General features: G+C 60.8%; 13 protein-coding genes. 7 read left to right on the top strand and 6 right to left on the bottom strand.

Features of this window, described 5'->3' with window-relative positions; genetic code table 11:
- Positions 1-13: 13 nt before the first annotated feature.
- Positions 14-2,212: an OsmC domain/YcaO domain-containing protein gene (locus KO539_RS04030; protein WP_219307432.1), complete on the bottom strand. Its 2,199-nt coding sequence runs from the start codon at positions 2,210-2,212 to the stop codon at positions 14-16.
- A gap of 228 nt (positions 2,213-2,440) precedes the next feature.
- On the opposite strand from KO539_RS04030, the gene KO539_RS04025 reads away from it, so the two are divergent.
- Positions 2,441-2,968, top strand: coding sequence for a hypothetical protein (locus KO539_RS04025; RefSeq protein WP_219307430.1), 528 nt, complete (start codon positions 2,441-2,443; stop codon positions 2,966-2,968).
- Between the two features lie 76 nt (positions 2,969-3,044).
- Here the strand turns inward: KO539_RS04025 and KO539_RS04020 are convergent, their stop codons facing one another.
- Positions 3,045-5,447 (bottom strand): TonB-dependent receptor, encoded by a 2,403-nt coding sequence (locus KO539_RS04020; protein WP_219307428.1) that lies wholly within the window; start codon positions 5,445-5,447, stop codon positions 3,045-3,047.
- Positions 5,448-5,624: 177 nt separating this feature from the next.
- On the bottom strand, positions 5,625-6,419 hold the full coding sequence (locus KO539_RS04015) for a PhzF family phenazine biosynthesis protein (protein ID WP_219307426.1): 795 nt from the start codon (positions 6,417-6,419) through the stop codon (positions 5,625-5,627).
- Between the two features lie 144 nt (positions 6,420-6,563).
- On the opposite strand from KO539_RS04015, the gene KO539_RS04010 reads away from it, so the two are divergent.
- The 4 genes from KO539_RS04010 (at position 6,564) to KO539_RS03995 (ending at position 11,048) form a co-directional block, all read left to right on the top strand.
- Positions 6,564-6,929 (top strand): DUF6516 family protein, encoded by a 366-nt coding sequence (locus tag KO539_RS04010; protein WP_219307424.1) that lies wholly within the window; start codon positions 6,564-6,566, stop codon positions 6,927-6,929.
- Entirely contained in the window at positions 6,926-7,276 is a 351-nt protein-coding gene (locus KO539_RS04005; RefSeq protein ID WP_219307422.1) for a transcriptional regulator, read from the top strand. Before KO539_RS04010 ends, KO539_RS04005 begins: the two co-directional genes overlap by 4 nt.
- Positions 7,277-7,388: 112 nt before the next feature.
- Positions 7,389-10,529 carry an error-prone DNA polymerase gene (locus tag KO539_RS04000; protein WP_219307420.1) on the top strand — a complete coding sequence of 1,047 codons (3,141 nt, stop codon included), beginning with the start codon at positions 7,389-7,391 and terminating at the stop codon, positions 10,527-10,529.
- 39 nt (positions 10,530-10,568) lie between these two features.
- The gene (locus KO539_RS03995; RefSeq protein WP_257626098.1) at positions 10,569-11,048 is read left to right on the top strand and encodes a GNAT family N-acetyltransferase; all 480 of its coding nucleotides are present in this window, start codon (positions 10,569-10,571) and stop codon (positions 11,046-11,048) included.
- Here KO539_RS03995 and KO539_RS03990 read toward each other — a convergent pair whose 3' ends face one another.
- The 3 genes from KO539_RS03990 to KO539_RS03980 all read right to left on the bottom strand — a co-directional run bounded on the left by KO539_RS03990 (position 11,049) and on the right by KO539_RS03980 (position 14,789).
- Positions 11,049-12,458 (bottom strand): FAD-binding oxidoreductase, encoded by a 1,410-nt coding sequence (locus tag KO539_RS03990; RefSeq protein WP_374106334.1) that lies wholly within the window; start codon positions 12,456-12,458, stop codon positions 11,049-11,051. It lies immediately after the preceding gene.
- A gap of 103 nt (positions 12,459-12,561) precedes the next feature.
- Positions 12,562-13,812 (bottom strand): low temperature requirement protein A, encoded by a 1,251-nt coding sequence (locus KO539_RS03985; RefSeq protein WP_219307418.1) that lies wholly within the window; start codon positions 13,810-13,812, stop codon positions 12,562-12,564.
- 119 nt (positions 13,813-13,931) lie between these two features.
- On the bottom strand, positions 13,932-14,789 hold the full coding sequence (locus KO539_RS03980; protein WP_219308596.1) for an oxidoreductase: 858 nt from the start codon (positions 14,787-14,789) through the stop codon (positions 13,932-13,934).
- A gap of 113 nt (positions 14,790-14,902) precedes the next feature.
- Here KO539_RS03980 and KO539_RS03975 point away from each other — a divergent pair, with 113 nt between their 5' ends.
- Positions 14,903-15,892 (top strand): LysR family transcriptional regulator, encoded by a 990-nt coding sequence (locus KO539_RS03975; protein WP_219307416.1) that lies wholly within the window; start codon positions 14,903-14,905, stop codon positions 15,890-15,892.
- Positions 15,893-16,017: 125 nt separating this feature from the next.
- Positions 16,018-16,935, top strand: coding sequence for a ChaN family lipoprotein (locus KO539_RS03970; protein WP_219307414.1), 918 nt, complete (start codon positions 16,018-16,020; stop codon positions 16,933-16,935).
- The last annotated feature ends 113 nt before the right edge of the window (positions 16,936-17,048 follow it).

Here is a 17,048-nt window from a genome sequence, read left to right as displayed (position 1 = left end):
CGGGCTTGCCGCCCTAGCGGGCAGCAACCTTGGCGCGCGCCGCATGCAGTTTCTTGAAGCTGTCGATCAGGCGCTGGTGCCTGTCGAGGCCTTCCAGTTGCATGCTGGTCGGGGTCAGGCCGAAGAAGCGCACGCTGCCGTCCACCGAGCCCAGCACCGCGTCCATGCGTTCGTTGCCAAACATGCGGCGGAAATTGACGACGTAATCGTCCAGCTCCAGCTCGTCATCGAGTTCCACTTCCAGCACCACGTTCAAGGCTTGATAGAACAGTTTGCGCTCGAGCGTGTTGTCGTTGTACTGCAGGAAGGTTTCCACCAGCTCTTTCGCTTCTTCGAATTGCTGCAGGGCGAGATGAATCAGCAGCTTCAATTCCAGGGTCGTCAACTGGCCCCAGACGGTATTTTCGTCAAACTCGATGCCGATCAGGGTGGCGATGTCGCCGTACTCGTCGAGCTCGCTGTTTTCCAGGCGGTCGAGCAAGTCTTCCAGGCTGGCATCGTCCAGTTTATGCAGGTTCAGGATGTCGGCGCGGAACAGCAGCGCCTTGTTGGTGTTGTCCCAGATCAGATCTTCGACCGGATACACTTCCGAATAGCCGGGCACGAGGATGCGGCAGGCCGTGCCGCCCAGCTGGTCGTACTCGGCCGTGTAGACTTCCTTGCCCATGCCGGCGAGGATACCGAACAGGGTCGCCGCTTCCTCGGCATTCGAGTTTTCGCCGTGGCCGGAAAAATCCCACTCGACAAAATCGTAATCTGCCTTGGCGCTGAAGAAGCGCCACGAGACGATGCCGCTCGAATCGATGAAGTGTTCGACGAAGTTGTTTGGCTCGGTGACGGCTTCGCTGGCAAAGGTCGGCTGCGGCAAGTCGTTGAGGCCCTCAAAGCTGCGGCCCTGCAGCAATTCCGTCAGGCTGCGTTCGAGCGCCACTTCCAGGCTCGGGTGCGCGCCGAACGAGGCGAACACGCCGCCCGTGCGCGGGTTCATCAGGGTGACGCACATCACCGGATACACGCCGCCCAGCGACGCATCTTTGACCAGCACGGGAAAGCCTTGCTCTTCCAGGCCCCGGATGCCGGCCAGGATGCCGGGATACTTCGCCAGCACGTCCTGCGGCACGTCGGGCAGGGCGATTTCGCCTTCGAGGATTTCGCGCTTGACGGCCCGCTCGAAAATTTCCGACAGACATTGCACCTGCGCTTCGACCAGGGTATTGCCGGCGCTCATGCCATTGCTGACGTACAGGTTTTCGATCAGGTTCGAGGGGAAGTACACGACCTCGCCATCGGAGTGGCGCACATACGGCAGCGAGCAGATGCCGCGCTCCGTATTGCCGGAGTTGGTATCGATCAGGTGCGAGCCGCGCAGTTCGCCATCGGGGTTGTAGATGTCGAGGCAATACTCGTCGAGTATCTCCTTCGGCAGCGCATCCTTGCGGCCCGGCTTGAACCAGCGCTCGTTCGGGTAGTGGACGAATGGCGCGTTGGCGATGTCCTCGCCCCAGAACGACCCGGCGTAGAAATGGTTGTTGCTGAGCCGCTCGATATACTCGCCCAGGGCCGACGCCAGCGCGCTTTCCTTGGTCGCGCCCTTGCCGTTGGTGAAACACATGGGCGAATGCGCGTCGCGGATATGCAGCGACCACACGTTCGGAATGATGTTGCGCCACGAGGCGATTTCAATCTTGATGCCCAGGCCCGCCAGCAGGGCCGACATATTGGCGATGGTCTGTTCCAGCGGCAAATCCTTGCCGACGATATAAGTATTCGCGCCAGGGGCCGGATTCAGGGCCAGCAAGGCCTGGGCGTCGGCGTCCAGGTTCTCCACCTCTTCAATGACGAACTCGGGACCCGTTTGCACCACTTTTTTCACCGTGCAACGGTCGATCGAGCGCAGGATGCCCTGGCGGTCCTTGGCCGAGATATCGGCCGGCAACTCGACCTGGATCTTGAAAATCTGCTGGTAGCGGTTTTCCGGATCGACGATATTGTTTTGCGACAGACGGATGTTTTCGGTGGAAATATTGCGCGTATCGCAATACAACTTCACGAAGTAGGCAGCGCACAGGGCCGACGATGCCAAAAAGTAATCGAACGGACCAGGCGCCGAACCATCACCTTTGTAGCGGATGGGCTGGTCGGCGATGACCGTAAAATCATCGAACTTGGCTTCGAGACGCAGCTTGTCGAGAAAGTTGACTTTAATTTCCATGAGGTAATCCAATACTGTGCTTATGAGTTAGGCGCTATTATCCGTGCTTTCTGCCGCAGGGCAAACATTGTTCACTGCGGCTGTGCTGGCTGGGAGCCGCTGGGGCGGGCCAAGGGGGCACGTTCCCCTACGAAGCAAGCGGATAGTCCATGGCTTTTCACCTATCGCACTGAAGGTTGTTTCTCTATTATGATTATTCTTGCTGATATACAAGAATCGCAAACTGTGATGGACGAGCTCGCATCGCATTGCGATTTTGACCTTGGCCGCGCCGCTCGGGACAGCTCCTGGATCACGCTGCAGCCAGAACATCCTTTCATGGTACTGGCCGGTGAAAGCAGCGGTGGCGTTTTTCTGGCGTACGGTGATGGCGAGGTCGAACGACGCCCTGTCCTGTATGTTACATCCGAGGGGCAGGCGGGCTGTATCGCCACCAATCTCACGGAGTTGATTGCCATGATGCTGGCGCTGCCTTACTGGCGCGACCTGCTCAAATTTTCAGAGGGTGGCAACTTGAAAGAGATGCGACAGGCCGCTCGGTTCAGCGAGCAGGACTACGTAGACGAATATGCCGAATTTTCTGCTGCCAGGAAACGGATATTGGATACATTACCTGTTCCTGTTATTGCTGATCCAGTCAAATTGCTGCATGACTGCGTACGCGCCACCGATTGCAGTGTCGTGGCCGAGGACGGCTGGCCTTACGAGTCGCTGTTTCATCATTTCAAATCAAGCGATAATCCAGACTGGACGTGAGTGTATGGACGCCAGCATGAAAAACAGCGGCTGCCCATGCTGGCGCAGCCGCTGTTTTCTTACGCAGGCAAGGTGATCAGAACTTCACCCACAGCCGTCCGAAATACGAGGCGCCGTTCAGGCCGAATTGCACGCTGTCGTATTTGAAGCCGTTATCCGTCTCGTCCGCGTTTTGCGTGGTGGGCTTGACGTTGAAGATGTTGTTGCCGCCAAAGGTCAGCTTAGTATTTTTGTTGATACTGTAGGTGAAGCTCAGGTCGGCGGACGTCTTGGCCTTGTAGCGGGCGTTCGGTACGCCTTCAGCCGTGCCGCTGAAGGTACCCAGGGTTTGCGGGCCAAAGTAGATGACGCGCAGGTCGGACTCCAGCTTGCCCGTGATGTAGTCGAAGCCCAGGGTGGCTTTCGCGCGCGGGCCGCCCTGTTCGATGAACAGGCGTTCGCGCTCGGACAGCAAGACATCCTCGAAGCCCGTCAGCGAGGCGGGCGTCTTGACTTTCGTCACTTCCGTTTTGCTCAAGTTCAAGGCCAGGAAGGTGTTCAGGCGGTTGCCGGCCAGCTCGCCCTTGTGCGAGGCGGTCAGGTCCAGCCCACGCGTGCGCGTGTCGATGGAGTTGACGAAGAATTGCGCCTCGCCCACGCCTAGCAGGGCCAGGCGCGCGGCCAGGTCCGGATAGTTGTCGGCATTGAAGCGGCCCGACAGCACGATGCGGTCCTTGATCTTGATGTTGTACAGGTCGGCCGTGACGGAGATGGCTTGCGTGGGTGTCCAGGTGGTGCCCAAGGTAAAGCTGGTGGATTTTTCCTCTTTCAACTTGGGAATGCCGGCCGCGTTGGCGACGGTGCCGCCGTTCGGCGCCAGCACCACGTCGGTGGGCACGCCGCCGATGAAGTCGGTGAAGGTGGACGAGAAATACACTTGCTGCAACGATGGCGCGCGGAAACCCGTGCTGGCCGAACCGCGCAGCAGCACGTTCGGCGCCAGCTTGTAGCTGCCGGCCAGCTTGCCCGTCACGGTGGAGCCGAAATCGCTGAATTTTTCATAGCGCAGGGCGGCCTGGGTTTTCAGGCGCTCCGTCCATTCCAGTTCCACGTCGCCATACGCGGCGATGCTGTGGCGCTTGGCCTTCGTGGCGTCGCCGGGCTGGAAGCCGGGGAAGCCCTGGCTGCCCGCATTGCCGCCCACGCCCACGCCGTCCGCGTCGATGTAGGAGGCCTGTTCACCGGCCATGATCTTGTATTCCTCGCTGCGGTATTCGGCGCCGAAGGCCACGTTCATGCCGCGCATCACCGTGTCGTAGTAGCGGCTGAAATCGGCGTTGCTGGTCAGTTGCTGGAACGAGAAGCCGCCTGCGTCAAAGCTGCTGGCGCTGACACCCTTGCCGCCGTTCATCAGGTCAAGGTTGGCGATCGATGCGTTCAGCGTATTGCTGATGTCGTAGCGCATCTTGTTGTAGCCATAGGTCTGCGAAAAGTCCGCATGCCATTCGCCGATCTGGCTGCGGTGGCCGATGGTGGCGTACTGGTCGTCGATCTTGCCGTTAATGAAGGGCACGAAACCGTCCGGGTACATGGCGGCCGAATTGCGCGATGGAATGTCGTCGCTGCCGATGCCGCCCCGGCCAAACGCGGCGCTCGAGGCATCGCGCGTCTGCGCGCCGGCCGTGAAGTACAGCTTGCCCGTGCCGCTGGTGGCGTAGTCGCCATTCACATACAGGGTTTTGTTCTTGGATTTGGTGTCGCCGATGATGCGCATGCTGTCGGAATCGGCGCGGTTCGAGCGGCCCCGGTCCAGGTATTCGCCCGTGATGGCCAGGGTACCCTTGTCGCCCAGCGCGATGCCGCAATAGGCTGAGGTCATGTAATTCTTGCCGTCGCCTTCGGAATACTGGCTGTAGCCGGCCACCGCTTCGCAGCCCAGGCTTTTCTTCAGTTCGATGTCGATCACGCCGGCAATGGCATCCGAGCCGTACTGGGCGGCGGCGCCGTCGCGCAGCACCTGCACGTTCTTGATGGCCAGCAAAGGAATCGCATTCATGTCCGTGCCCGTGTTGCCGCGGTTGCGGGCGCCGAACAGGTTGACCAGGGCCGTCGTGTGGCGCCGCTTGCCGTTGACCAGCACGAGGGTCTGGTCGGAACCGAGGCCGCGCAGGGCGGCCGAGTCGATCAGGTCGGCCCCGTCGGCGCCCGTCTGGCGCGTGGAATTGAACGAGGGCGAGATGTATTGCAGCGATTGCGCCAGGTCGAACTGGCCGCCTTGCTCGGCCACCTTGGAAATCGGAATGATATCGACCGGCACCATGGTATCGGTGGCGGAACTGGCGACGCGGCGCGAGCCGACCACGCTGACCGTTTGCACGGGGCCGTCCGTGGCCGCAGGGTCGTTGCTCTGCGCCATGGCGGCGGGACTGAAGGCGGCCATGGCGGCGCTGCCGTACAGGCTGATGAGGACTGCTTTACGCAAGGTGGTGAGGGTCGGCACGCAGTATCTCCAAGTGGCTGATGAGCAAGATTCGTGACTTGATTCTAGTGCCATCATTTCATCATTCACCAGCGATACTTTGTTTTGTTATTACAAATTTGTAGTAACTGTTGTTTCCTGGTTGATTATCTTTTCGCCGCTGCCTGGCTTGCCTTGTACTGGTGCGGCATGCCCCGTTCAGGTGCTGCGTTGCACCATGCCGCCCACCAGGATTTCCACAGGGCTGTATTGCACCTCGATCAAACATGGCTGCTGCGTCACGTGGCCCTGATGCAGGCGCAGCGACTGTTGCAAATGGGCTGACAGCGCGCCTGCCGCCACGCCCGTGGCGCTGTCTTCCAGTGCCGGATCGAGGTGGTTGAAGTTGCGCCCCTCGTATTCATGCTCGCCCGTACGGCAATACGCATAGCAGCCATTGATTTGATGTAAAGCGCTCCAGTCGGCGATCAGTTCCAGGTTCGGCCGCAGCGCGCGCAGGGTGGTGCGGTCGGCCACTTCCAGCAGCAGTTTCGGGCTGCCGACGGAGGCGATGACGGGCGGCGACAGCAAGTGCATGTGCTGGCCCATCAGTTCGGACGGCACATATTTTTCCAGCATGACGAACGGTGCTGGCTGCGGCGCCAGGCCGATAAACAGACCGGCTGTGTTGTACACCAGTTGCAAGGCTTGTCCGCGCATGGCCGTGGTGACCGTCAGGGTTGCCGGGGCGCCAGGCGCCGTCAGCAGCACATGCGCGGCCGCCAGGGTGGCGTGCAGGCACAGCGGACTGCGCGTGTGCGGATAAAAATAGTCGAGCACGAGGCATCCCTCCGCGCCGTCCGCCTGCCGGTCGATGAAGACGCAGGCGCTGACCTGGCGCTCGCGGGCGAATTGCTGGCGCGCCGTTTCGCTGCTGCCGTCGTTTTCCACGACCAGCGCCGCATTGCCGCCACCGGGTGCGGCGCCGAAACATTTCAAGAGATGGACGATCATGGCGGGCGATGTGAACGGTAAAACACGAGCATAAACGAAAATCCGTGCAAAGCTTCAGGATGTCTTGGTCGACTGTAGTCCCAAGGCTCTGCTTATTGATCATTTCGTAGAAGTGGCATATCAACAGATGATATACTTTGTCGCATGTGGATCGATCCTGCCATTGATACATTGCTGGACCTCGACGGTTGCATCCTCGATCAGGATGGCGGCTATTGGGTCAAGATAGAGGCCAAACGGACGAAGGTATCGGATGAGATCCCTCACGGCATACGCTATTCTCTGACGCTGCACGAACCGTATGGTAAACGCATCCTCGGTTACGACAATGCGCACATGGTAAAGCCGCCAAAGAAATTCAAATATGCGGGACGTATCGTGGCTTTTGACCATAAACACCGGCATCCGTCGGATCAGGGAGTGCCTTATGAATTCAAGGATGCGCAGCATCTGATCACTGATTTCTTTGCTGACGTGGACCGCGTTTTGCTGGAGGTAAAAAAACAATGAAACCGATTTTTATTGGCATCATGCCGCAAGAGAAAATCCGCGAACGCGTGTTGGCTATCGCTAGCGGTACCTATAAACCGAAGCCGAACGAACCTAAAGTCTGGTTCACTTCCATCAAATCGCTGGCGGAAGTCCTGAGCGACGAAAACCGGGCATTGCTGCACGTGATTCTGGAAACGCAACCGGAATCCATCTCCGCATTGGCTGAAACAACAGGCCGTAAACCGAGCAATCTGTCGCGCACATTGAAAACCATGTCCAACTACGGCATCGTGGAACTGAAACGGGAGCGCAATCAAGTTCGCCCCATCGCCACCGCGACGGAGTTTCGCATTGTCGCGCATTGACTTTTCATGCTCTCAGCAGTTGACTTTCTAGATCAACAGTCGTTGCGCTTCCCGGCCACCTTTTCCAGATGAGTATAATATACTGTGTTTATATACAGTATTGAGGTAGATCATGTGGGGCGCCGTCTTACCCGAGTATGCTGAGTTGTACTGCCTGAGCAATTTCAGCTTCCTGCATGGGGCCTCGCATGCGGAAGAGCTGGTGGCGCGCGCCGTCCAGCTCGGCTACAAGGGGCTGGCCATTACCGACGAGTGCTCGCTGGCGGGCGTCGTGCGCGCGCATGCGACGGCCAAGCGGGCCGGTTTTCCGCTGATCATCGGCGCGCATTTTCACTTGACGCAGGCCGACGGCAGTCCGGCCCTGTCCCTGCTGGCGCTGGTGCAGGACATCGACGGTTACGGCAATTTGTCGGAACTGATCACGATGGCGCGCACGCGGGCGGCCAAGGGGCGCTATTTGCTGACGCCCGACGATTTCGCCGCGCCCTCGACCGAGTATGCCCATTTGCAGGGGCTACCCGGCTGCCTGATGATCTTGCTGCCCAGCTATCCGGCCCAGCTGGAAACCGTGCGCGCGCAGGGGACGTGGATGGCGGCCACCTTTGGCGGCGAGCGCAGCTGGATCGGCCTGAACCTGCTGCAGCGGGCGCAGGATGACGCACACCGCAGCGCCGTGCAGGAGGCGGCGCAGGCGCAGGGCTTGCCCGTGGTGGCTGTGGGTCACGTGTGCATGCACGTGCGTTCGCGCAAGCCCCTGCTCGACACCCTGTGCGCGATACGCGTGGGCAAACCCGTGGGCGAGTGCGGCTACGCGCTGGCGCAAAATGCGGAGCAGCATCTGCGCGCGCGCCTGCGCCTGGCCAATGTGTATCCGCCGCAGGCGCTGGCGGAAACCGTGCGCATCGCCAAGAAGTGCACATTTTCCCTCGACAGCCTGCGCTATGACTATCCAGTCGAGCTGGTGCCGGGCAGCCACACGCCGGCGACCTATCTGCGCGAGGAAACGTATGCGGGCGCGCGCAGCCGCTTTCCGCTGGGAATTCCGGCCAACGTGCAGGAGCAGATCGAGCAGGAACTGGAACTGATTGCCGAGCTGTCGTATGAAGCCTACTTTTTGACCGTGTACGACATCGTGCGCTTTGCCCGCTCGCAAAATATCCTGTGCCAGGGCAGGGGCTCGGCCGCCAATTCGGCCGTCTGCTATTGCCTGCACATCACGGAAGTGGACCCGGCACGGGGCAATTCGCTGGTCGGGCGCTTCATGTCGCGCGAACGCAACGAGCCACCCGATATCGACGTCGATTTCGAGCACCAGCGGCGCGAGGAGGTGATTCAATATATCTACGGAAAATATGGGCGCGAGCGGGCCGCGCTGGCAGCCGTGGTGATCAGCTACCGTCCGAAGAGCGCCTTGCGCGACAGCGGCCGGGCGCTGGGGATCGACCTGGCCATCGTGGAAAAAGTGGCCAAGGCGCACCGCTGGTTCGATGGCAAGCGCGATCTGCTGGAACGCCTGGCCGAATGCGGACTCGACCCGGAAGCGGAACTGTCGCAGCAGTGGGCCGGCCTGGCGCAGCAACTGCTGGGCTTTCCCCGCCACCTGTCGCAGCATCCGGGCGGCTTTGTGATTGCACAGGGAAAATTGTCGCGCCTGGTGCCGATTGAAAACGCCAGCATGGCCGAGCGCAGCGTCATCGAGTGGGACAAGAATGACCTCGAGGAGCTGGGCTTGATGAAGGTCGACGTGCTGGCGCTGGGTATGCTGTCGGCCCTGCGCCGCGCGCTGGAGCTGGTGGGGGCGCGGCGCGGCGAGGAATTCCGCCTGCAGGATATTCCCGCCGAAGACCCCGCCACCTACGACATGATGTGCGAGGCCGACACCATCGGCGTGTTCCAGATCGAGTCGCGCGCCCAGATGAGCATGCTGCCCCGGCTGCGCCCCCGTGAATTTTACGACCTCGTCATCGAGGTGGCGCTCGTACGTCCCGGCCCCATCCAGGGCGGCATGGTGCATCCGTATCTGCAGCGGCGCCAGCAGAAAGAACCGGTCGACTATCCGAAGGGTCTGGAAAAGGCGCTGGGACGCACCCTGGGTATCCCGATTTTTCAGGAGCAAGTGATGCAGGTGGCCATCATCGCCGCCGATTTCACGCCCGGCGAGGCGGACCAGTTGCGGCGCGCCATGGCGGCCTGGAAACGCAAGGGCGGCATGAACAATTACCATGACCGCATCGTCGATGCCATGGTGGACAATGGCTATGAGAAAAAGTTTGCCGAGGCCATCTTCAGTCAGATCGAGGGCTTTGGCGAATACGGTTTTCCCGAGTCGCACGCGGCCAGTTTCGCGCTGCTGACATACGCCAGTTCCTGGCTGAAATGCCACGAACCGGCCGCCTTCCTGTGCGCCTTGCTCAACAGTCAGCCCATGGGCTTTTACAGCCCCTCGCAACTGGTGCAGGATGGTCGCCGGCATGGCGTGCAGGTGCTGCCCGTCGACGTGGCCGTCAGCGGCTGGGAAGCGGCATTGGAAGAAGGCACGGGCGCGGCGCCCGCCGTGCGCCTGGGTTTGAACAGCCTGTTCGGCATGCGCGAGGAGGCGGCCCTGCGCATCGAGGATGCGCGCGCCATTACCGCCTTTGTCGACGTGGCCGATCTGGCGCGGCGCGGCGGCCTGGACCGCCATGACTTGCAGGTCTTGGCAGCCGGCAACGCGCTGCACGCGCTGGCCGGCCACCGGCGCGAGGCCTTATGGCAGGCGGCCGGCGCCGTGCCCGACAGGGATTTGCTGCGCGTCACCACGCAAGAGGAAGACTTGCCCGTGCTGGCCGCACCGACGGAAGGCGAGAGCATCGTCAGCGACTATCGCGCGCAAGGCCTGACTTTGGGCCGCCACCCGCTGGCGCTGCTGCGCAGGCAATTGCTGGAACAGCGTTTCCTGCCCGCGTCCGCGCTGGCCAGCTACACGGATGGCCAGCTGGCGCGCGCCTGCGGCATCGTCACCGTGCGCCAGCGGCCGGGCACGGCCAAGGGCGTGATCTTCATGACACTGGAAGACGAGACGGGCACCGTCAACGTCATCGTCTGGCCTGACCTGGTGGAAAGCCAGCGGCGCGAAGTGCTGAGCGCGCCATTGCTGGGCGTGTACGGCGTGTGGCAGCGCGAGGGTATCGTGCGCAATCTGGTGGCCAAGCGCCTGGTCGACATGTCGCATTTGCTGGGACGCTTGCGCACCAGCAGCCGGGATTTCTGTTGAGAGTTGCCGGCGGGGAGGAGGGCATGGCATTATTTGAATATGACAACATTACCCGAACCGATACTGCGTCCCGCCCTGGTTGCCGATGCGCCCGCCATCGTCGCCCTGATCGACGACCTGATGCCCTTTCTGACCTTGCACCCGGACGGCGCGGGGGCGGAAAAATTCATCGAACATTGCCGCCAGCCGGCCATCGAAGGTTATCTGTCGCAGTCGCGCTACGCGTATCAGCTCGCGTATATCGACGGCGCACTGGCCGGCGTGGTGGCGATGCGTGACAACACGCATCTGTTCCACATGTTCGTGCCGCGCGCCCTGCACCGGCGCGGCATGGCGCGCCGGCTGTGGCAGGCCGCCCGCGATGCGTCCTTGGCCAAAGGCGATGTGACGGCCTTTACCGTCAACTCCTCAATGTATGCCTTGCCCCTGTACACCAGCCTGGGCTTTGTCGCCACGGGGCCGAAGGTGGAAATGGATGGCATCGCCTTCGTGCCGATGCGCATGGAATTGACGGCCTGATTACCAGCGCACGATCTTGCCCGGATTCATGATGTTCTTCGGATCGAGCGCGTGCTTGAGGGCGCGCATGGTGTCGATGGCGCCCTCGCCATGTTCTTCCACGAGGAAAGCCATCTTGTGCATGCCCACGCCGTGTTCTCCCGTGCACGTGCCATCCATGCCGATGGCGCGCGTGACCATGTCGCTGTTGACCTTTTCCGCGCGCGCGATGTCGGCCGGGTCGTCGGGATCGACCAGCATCTGCACGTGGAAATTACCGTCGCCGACGTGGCCGATGATGGCGTAGACGAGGCCCTGCGTTTCGCAATCGGCCTTGGTGGCGAGGATGCATTCGGCCAGGCGCGAAATCGGCACGCAGCAATCGGTGGAAATGGCGCGGCTGCCGGGGCGCATCTGCAGCAGCGCGAAATACGCGTTGTGGCGCGCGGCCCACAGGCGCGAGCGGTCTTCGGGGCGGCTGGCCCACTCGAAATCGCTGGCGCCGTGTTCGGCCGTGATGGCTTGCACCAGCTGCGCTTGCTCGGCCACGCTGGCCGGCGTGCCGTGAAATTCAAACAGCAACAAGGGTTTCTCCGGCAGCGCCATCTTGTCGTAGGCATTGATGGCTTTCACGCCATTTTCATCGAGAAACTCGACCCGTGCCACAGGAATACCCATCTGGATGGTCTGGATCACGGCGCTGACGGCTTCGCCCGTGCCGGGGAACGAGCATACGGCCGCCGAGATCGCTTCCGGCAGCGGATACAGTTTGACCGTCACTTCCGTGATGATGCCCAACGTCCCTTCGCTGCCGACGAACAAACGCGTCAGGTCGTAGCCGGCCGACGATTTTTTCGCCCTGGTCCCCGTCTTGATGATGCGCCCATCGGCCGTCACCACCGTCAGGGCCAGCACGTTTTCGCGCATGGTGCCGTAGCGCACGGCGTTCGTGCCAGAGGCGCGCGTGGCTGCCATGCCGCCCAGCGATGCATTGGCGCCGGGGTCGATGGGGAAGAACAGGCCCGTGTCGCGGATTTCTTCGTTGAGTTGCTTGCGCGTCACGCCCGCCTGCACGGTGGCCGTCAAGTCTTCAGCATGCACCGCCACCATCTGGTGCATTTGCGACAGATCAATCGTCACGCCGCCATGCAGGGCCAGCACGTGGCCTTCGAGCGACGTACCGCTGCCGTAGGCGATGATGGGCACGTCGTGCGCGCTGCACAGCTTGACGGCGGCCGCCACTTCCTCGGTGGAATGGGCGAAGATGACGGCGTCCGGCAGCATGGGGGGATAGCTCGACTCGTCGCGGCCATGGTGTTCACGCATGGCTTGCGTCATGGAAAAGCGGTCGGCAAAGATCAGGAAAAGTACGGCAGCAAGGGATTCTGGCAGCGGTTTTTTCAGTACCGCCAACTGGTCAGTTTGATTCACGCGAGTCCTCCGTTTTTTTTATTCTACCCCGCGCTCGGGGATTTTATCGGTGGACTCTCGCATCAGCCGCGCTGATCGGGCTTGCCTGCCGGCGGCCCTGCCACTAGTGGGACGTGAGCATGTCACCCTGGTGACGATGTCCCAGTATCTCATAGCCGACGACCGTGATGACCGGTGCAAAGAGCAGAATGCCGAGGCATTCAACGATATTCGCGCCAAAGATCGCCGCCATGATCGCCGTCGCGATGACGGCAGCTGTTGCGAGCAGAAGCCATAAATGCAGTTGATCGTAGCGGCGCACAAGAAAATAGTGGAGCGCATAAATCAAGGCGAGAAAAATGGTCACGGGAATCGCGGTGGCGAGCAGGGCCGGGAGTGTGCCGATATGGGCCTTGTTTTCAATCAGGTTCGCCGCGACGTCAAGACCCGCGCCCGTTGCCACAATAGATGCAATGATCAGTATCTGCCCATAGCTCCAGATGAAAGCGCGTGAGCGATGCACGTGCAGCACATGCGCCGACGGCAGAATGGAGTACACCCACCACATGCCAAAGGTCAGCCCGACGCCTGCAATGCAAGCGAGTGCCGTTTCCAGCGTCCAGCCCTGGTGCTCCATTTCGGCAGACAAGGTCGCGACCGTACCGACCAGTCCTTCACCCAAGGCAAGGATGGCGAACAGGCTGTAGCGTTCGGCAATGTGCTCCGCGTGCCAGGGCGTACCGCCATCCTGGCGCTCCGCCAGCACGGGGCCGGCAAACTCGATGAGAAACCAGAGGACAACCAGGGCAATGGTCACGCCCATCGAGAAAGGGAAAAGAATAATCGCTATCCAGCCTATCTGTGCAATCGTAATGGCAGCGGCATAGGTGAGGCACGCGCGGCGCCGCGCGAGGTCTTGCCTCGCTGCCCGCAACCATTGAAATATCAGCGCCACGCGCATGATCACGTAGCCGAGTACCATCACCGAGTTATCCAGCTGCTGGCCGTGTTCGAGTGACGAGAACAGGCGCGGCAAGCCGACCGCCAGCACCAGCACGCCCGTCATCTGTACCATCGTGGTGATGCGGAAAATCCAGTCGTCAGTGTCGTAGGCGGATGCAAACCAGGTGAAATTGAACCAGGCCCAGCAGATGCAGAGGCTGGCGAAGCCAAACCCGATGAGTGCGCTGGCGTAATGGCCTGCCGCGAGCGCGTGTGCAAACTGGGCGGCGGCAAACGCAAAGCATGTGACGAAAGTCAGGTCGAATAACAATTCCAGGGACGATGCGACGCGGTGTGGTTCGTGCGGATCGCGTCCTGACATCCGCCGTAGGTGATGGTGGAAAACTTTGACAACAGAATCAGATGTGCTCATGCTTTATTCCTCGCCTGCGTACGCGATATATCAAGGTGGTTTCAAGAATCAGGTACGGAGTAGCCCGCGAATTGTCCATATGGGAAAATTCAGGCATGGCCCACCCCGGTCAAGCTCTGTCAGGCGGGAAAATCCGTAGATGCGGAGAGGTCGCGCCACGTATGCATTTCCTGTGCCACAAAGGCGTTTTTTGCGGCAATCGCAGCCAGCGTGTCGGTGCCCATGGGAAGACGCAGTGGCGGATGGGGCGCGTCTGCAAGGCGGAGCATGGCGGCCGCCAATTTTTGGGGATCACCGGGCTGATTGTGGTTCAGCGCCAACGCCTGTTTGCGCACGGCGCCCGAAGTCGCCGCGTAATCGCCAATTTCATCGGGCGCTACGAGCAGCGACGATGCATCCAGGAAATCGGTGCGGAAATAGCCTGGCTCGACGACAGTGACGTGAATTCCCAGTGGCTTGAGCTCGGTATGCATGGCCTCGGTGATGCCTTCGACGGCAAATTTTGTCGATGAATACACCCCGAATCCTGCTGCAGCCTGATAGCCGCCTATCGATGAAATATTGATTACGTGACCGGAACGCTGCGCCCGCATTATAGGCAGCACGGCGCGCGTCACGTTCAGCAAGCCGAAGACATTCGTGTCAAACATCCGTCGCACATCCGCATCGCCAGACTCTTCCACGGCAGCCAGCAGACCGAAGCCCGCATTATTGACGAGCACGTCAATACGCCCAAAATGCTCCAGCGCAATGCGCACGCCCAGCCTGGTTTGCTCCTCATTCGTCACGTCGAGCGCAATCGGCAGCAACGCGGCGGACGTGCCAAGCCGTTCGATGATCGCGGCGACGTTACGCCCGGTTGCGACCACCGCATTGCCGTCCGCCAGTGCCGCCTCTGCAATCAATGCGCCGATGCCTCTTGACGCACCGGTGATTAACCAGACGCGCTTGAATTCATGCTGTTGAACGTTATTCATCATTCTGCTCCCGAGGTGGTGAAGGGGCGAATGATAAAAGCAAAAATTGGCATGAACTAGTGGTCAAATGCTAGAATGATAATCAACTAAAACTTGCTAATCATCATCGCTCCATGAACGATATCCGCGCCATCACCGTCTTCGTCCGCACGGCAACGCTGGGCAGTCTGTGGCGCGCGGCCATTGACCAGGGCATTTCGCCACAGGCGGCCAGCCAGTCGGTGATCCAGCTGGAAAAATCACTTGGCGTGCGCCTGTTCCATCGGACCACGCGCAAGCTGAGTTTGACGGAAGAGGGCCAGCGCTTGTTCGATAGCGTGAAACCGGCACTTGCCATACTGTCGTCGTCCCTCGACGAAGCGCGCCGGTCCAAGGAAGAAGTCAACGGGATATTGCGCATCAACGCTCCCCGGTCGCTGGGGCTTTCGGTGCTTTGGCAATTTTTTGAATTATTTCAGCAGCATAATCCCAAAGTGCAGCTTGACATCCAGCTCGATGACCAGTTCACCGACCTGGTGAGCGGACGCGCCGATGTCGGCTTCCGGGGTGGGCCGCCGCCTTCGGCTGGGTCGATTGCGCGGCGGCTCATGCCCATCCAGTTGATCGTCTGCGCATCGCCGGACTACATCCAACGCCACGGCGCTCCTCAAACGATAGACGAACTGAGCCAGCACAGCTGCACCGGCTATCGGTGGGCAAATACAGGCAAGGTTGCGCAATGGCAGTTTCAGATCGGCGACGAGATTGTGCATCGGGACATCCCGGCAGTCATTTGCGTGAATGACACCGCGATGGAGACACAGGCTGTGTTATCGGGTCTTGGTATTGGACAACTAGGTAGTTTCGAGGCCATGCCGCATATCCGCAGCGGCCGGCTTGTGCCTTTGCTCATGCAGCATGTCAGCGAATGCGGCGCCATCTATATCTATTACGGGCATCGAGCGGAACAGTCACTGCGGGTGAGGACTTTTATTGATTTTATGATCGGGAAACTCGCTGATAACCGTGCTTTTTTCCTGGATCGGTCCGAATTGGCCGCTTCCGTTCCTTTGCTGAAGGCACGTCTTCATGCACAGATCGGGGGCGCCGGGCGCCAGCGTTGATTTTTGCCAGTTGTAAAAAATTTTCATGGCGTGCCGTGCATTGGTTGTAAATGAGAATCATTTCCATTAAAATGCCCGCCAGTAGTTATTTTGCAATGCGTGCTTCCATCCGAAAGGCCATGCCCATGAGATTTCCCCTGTCCCTCGCCGCCGTGCTGCCCGCCTGCGTACTGGCCTTGAGCGCCTGCAGCAGCGTCGCACCCGTCACCGGTGCCGGCGCCACCGCCGTTGCGCCTGCCGCTGCGCAGGACGTGCGCCAGCTGGGCGAGATCGTCGACCTGCGCAGCGGCCAGCGCGTGACTGCCGAACAATTGCTGGCCCAGCTGGCCGCCGCGCCGCGGGTCATCGTCGGCGAGCAGCATGACCAGCTCAGCCATCACCAGATCGAGCAGTGGCTGTTGCAGCAACTGCAGGGCCAGCGTCCGCAAGGAAGCGTGCTGCTGGAAATGCTGAACCCGGACCAGCAGGCCAAGGTGGACAAGGTCAAGCCATGGCTGCAGACGGATCCCGTCGTGCGCCCAGAGCATGTGGCCGAGCTGGTGGCGTGGCAGCCGAGCTGGAAGTGGGAACAATATGGCGATCTGGTCATGACCGTGATGCGCGCGCCGTATCCCGTCTGGTCGGCCAACCTGGACCGCAGCGAGATCAAGCAACTGTTTATCGACAAGCCGGCCGTGCAGGGCAAGCACTCGAACCTGGCCAACGATGCCAAGGTGCATGAGAAATTGAAGGACATCATCCGCGTCATGCACGACAACCAGATCGACGAACCGCGCCTGGCTGCCATGCTGTCGGTGCAGCAGCAGCGCGACCGCCGCATGGCCGAGCGCCTGCTGGCCGCGCCCGCGCCGGCCGTGCTGATCGCCGGCGCCTACCATGCGCACAAGGACCTGGGCGTGCCGCTGCACGTGCAGGACTTGACGGGTGGCGCGGCGCCGCTGGTGCTGGTGCTGGCGCAGCAGGGCGCCACGGTGCTGGCGCCGCAGGCCGATTTCGTCTGGTTCACGCCGGTTGTTGCACCTGCCGTCGCCAGCGCCAAATAATTTTTTGTATGTCCGCCGGGCGTTCTGCCCGGCACTCTCCCCCAGCAAGCTCCCCCGCAGCAGCCAGGTAGTCCGTCCGATTTTTTTGCATGCGCGTGCGCGCCGTTGGCGCA

The sequence above is a fragment of the Janthinobacterium sp. NKUCC06_STL genome (assembly GCF_019345455.1).
Lineage (GTDB): Bacteria > Pseudomonadota > Gammaproteobacteria > Burkholderiales > Burkholderiaceae_D > Janthinobacterium > Janthinobacterium rivuli.
This window is presented reverse-complemented; position numbering and strand designations above follow the sequence as displayed.